Below are 3,250 nucleotides of genomic sequence, written 5' to 3'. Positions count from 1 at the left end.
ACAAGGCTTATAAACTCACTGACGGGGCTGGCATGTTCCTGCTGGTTCATCCTAATGGTTCCCGTTACTGGCGTCTCCGTTATCGTATTCTGGGTAAGGAGAAGACTCTGGCACTTGGTGTGTATCCGGAAGTTTCTCTCTCCGAAGCTCGTACAAAACGGGATGAGGCCCGAAAACTGATTTCGGAGGGGATTGACCCTTGCGAACAGAAAAGAGCTAAAAAAGTAGTCCCTGATTTACAGCTCTCTTTTGAACATATTGCACGACGCTGGCATGCCAGTAATAAACAATGGGCACAATCACACAGCGATAAAGTACTCAAAAGCCTTGAGACACACGTATTCCCCTTTATCGGCAACCGGGATATCACAACACTCAATACCCCGGACCTGCTTATCCCTGTTCGTGCTGCAGAAGCTAAACAAATTTATGAAATCGCCAGTCGTCTGCAGCAAAGGATATCTGCTGTAATGCGTTATGCCGTACAGTCTGGCATCATCAGATATAACCCGGCTCTGGATATGGCTGGTGCATTGACCACAGTAAAACGCCAGCATCGCCCTGCTCTGGATCTTTCACGTCTGCCTGAATTTCTGTCGCGTATTGACGGTTATAAAGGCCAGCCTGTCACCCGACTGGCAGTTATGCTGAATTTACTGGTTTTTATTCGTTCCAGTGAACTCAGATATGCCCGCTGGTCGGAAATTGATATTGACAATGCCATGTGGACTATTCCAGCTGAACGCGAACCTCTGCCTAGCGTAAAATTCTCACACCGGGGATCCAAGATGCGAACACCACATCTTGTGCCACTCAGCAAACAGGCTGTAGCCATACTGGCAGAGCTTCAGACATGGGCTGGTGAAAATGGTCTGATCTTTACGGGAGCACATGACCCACGTAAACCAATCAGTGAAAACACCGTAAATAAAGCCCTGAGGGTTATGGGGTATGACACAACCCGGGATGTCTGTGGCCATGGATTCCGGGCGATGGCATGTAGTGCGTTAATAGAATCAGGTTTGTGGTCCCGCGATGCTGTTGAACGTCAGATGAGCCATCAGGAACGTAACGGTGTACGTGCTGCTTACATTCATAAAGCAGAACATCTGGAAGAACGTCGGCTTATGCTGCAATGGTGGGCAGATTTTCTGGATGCAAACAGGGAGGAGTGTATCAGTCCGTTTGAATATGCAAAGATTAACAATCCGCTGAGAAGGTGACAGAACGCCATTCACACATATGCTCTTCCCCTAGGGGGAAGAGCAACCTGCTTCAATAAATTTCTTTTTTATTCCGGCTAATACCATCGGAATCAGCAGTTCTCCCTAAAGAGACACTTAGCATTCGACGTAATAGCTGACATAGAATGACTATCTCAGCAGGAGCTTAAAGTGTGGTTTTAGGCCGAATTTCAATTGATTCATCATTTGAGGAATGTAACTAATCGACATGCTTCCCAAACAGAAAAATCGCTTCTATTCCCAACAGAAATTTTACGAACATGAGCGCAATTATTTCTCTGCTAGGGATAATTGGTTTTTAGTAAATCGCTACAGCAGGCAATTGCCAATATAAAAATCTGGCACAAGGGTGAACAGCGCGCGCCACATAATCCATTGTTATTGCTATATATTAGCGGAATACATAAATGAACAGCCACGTCTTTTCGATTATGGTCGGAAATCTACGAACCTCTGCACAGTTTACTAGAACTTTTTTTGGCCACAGAGTTCACAGTACCGGCCTGATATGCTGGCGCTTGAAGGAAGATAGAGAAAGATTAAAGATGGTGGATATTGAGTTATGCAAAACTGCAACTTGGATAATGCAGTGCTACTGCGGCCCGATTTTGGCAGTATCTTTAGTATATTCAGAGCGGTATAGCCTTACACTTTTATTCCGTTCGGCTTTACTGCTAAGCTCTCTGGCTCTGCAGAGCCTTCCCCTTACCATATTGGCTAGGGATTCTTCTGACTTTTCAAACGGTTGAAAAGAATGCTGAAAGGCTGCCAGTTTTTTCTTTAGTTGCTCTGAAAACCCATGTATTATATGTAACATAACATATAATACATGGGTGTTAATATGGCAAAAGGTGAATCAGGACGCATCGTCCTAGAGGTTGAGCCAGAACTAAAAAAAGCTCTCTATTCAGTTCTTGCAATGGAACAAAAAACTCTTAAAGACTGGTTTGTTGATAAGGCTCAAGAACATATATGCGAGAAAAAATCAGAGCTCATAGAGAGATTTTCGAAGGTAGACAATGAAATTTAAAGCAGATCAAACCTCACAAAAACTTAGAGGTGGCTATTACACCCCACAAAATTTAGCTGATTATGTAACTAAATGGGTCTTAAGTAAGAATCCTAAAACCATACTTGAGCCGAGTTGTGGTGATGGTGTGTTTATTCAGGCTATTGCTAATAATGGTTATAACTCTAACATTGAGTTATTTTGCTTTGAATTGTTCGACACTGAAGCATCTAAGGCTCTCGAACGCTGTAAACTGAACAATTTTTCTAATGCAACGATTACTGAGGGGGATTTTCTAGTCTGGGCTAATGAATGTCTTAAGAAAAATAAGCAGATATTTGATGGAGCTTTAGGTAATCCTCCATTCATCCGTTATCAGTTCCTTGAAAGAAATTTCCAAGAACAAGCTCAGTTGGTCTTCGAACATTTAGATCTAAAATTTACAAAGCACACTAATGCTTGGGTTCCATTCTTACTTTCTTCATTAGCCCTTCTCAAACAAGGTGGAAGAATAGGGATGGTCATACCATCGGAGATTAGTCATGTAATGCACGCTCAATCATTGAGAAGCTACTTAGGTCATGTTTGCTCTAAGATTGTCATCATTGACCCTAAAGAGATTTGGTTTGAAGATACATTACAGGGGGCCGTTATTCTCCTTGCAGAGAAAAAGCAATATCCAGATGAAGCATCGCAAGGTGTAGGTATTGTTAGTGTTAGTGGTTTTGAATTCCTTCAAGAAGATCCAAACGTTCTGTTTAATGATACGGCAGGAATAAATGGTGAAACAGTTGAAGGTAAATGGACTAAAGCAACACTCAGTATTGACGAGCTTCAGCTAATTAAACGGGTAATTGCTCATCCAGATGTTCGTAAATTTAAAGATATAGCTAAAGTTGATGTAGGTATTGTGACGGGGGCCAATAATTATTTTCTTGTTGATAACGAAACAGTTAAATTATATAAATTAGAACGTTTTGCTCACCCTATGTTTGGC

At 42.2% G+C, this 3,250-nt stretch carries 3 protein-coding genes and 1 pseudogene; all 4 read left to right on the top strand.

Translation table 11 applies throughout. From position 1 onward, the window contains the following. The coding region (locus tag E0D98_RS22695; protein WP_165941047.1) for an integrase arm-type DNA-binding domain-containing protein at positions 1-1,223 on the top strand (1,223 nt) is incomplete at its 5' end. Positions 1,224-1,535: 312 nt separating this feature from the next. Next, positions 1,536-1,819, top strand: a pseudogene (locus E0D98_RS28565) (restriction endonuclease); the annotation flags it as partial. 266 nt (positions 1,820-2,085) lie between these two features. Further along, on the top strand, positions 2,086-2,274 hold the full coding sequence (locus tag E0D98_RS22690) for a hypothetical protein (RefSeq protein ID WP_001051770.1): 189 nt from the start codon (positions 2,086-2,088) through the stop codon (positions 2,272-2,274). Then, the coding region (locus E0D98_RS22685) for an N-6 DNA methylase (RefSeq protein ID WP_165941046.1) at positions 2,264-3,250 on the top strand (987 nt) is incomplete at its 3' end. The genes E0D98_RS22690 and E0D98_RS22685, both read left to right, overlap by 11 nt.

Origin of the sequence: Escherichia sp. KCJ4928, assembly GCF_004352695.1 — a bacterium.
Taxonomy (GTDB): Bacteria; Pseudomonadota; Gammaproteobacteria; order Enterobacterales; family Enterobacteriaceae; genus ECMA0423.
Note: the sequence above shows the minus strand (reverse complement) of the source record. Positions and strands in the feature narration are given on the sequence as shown.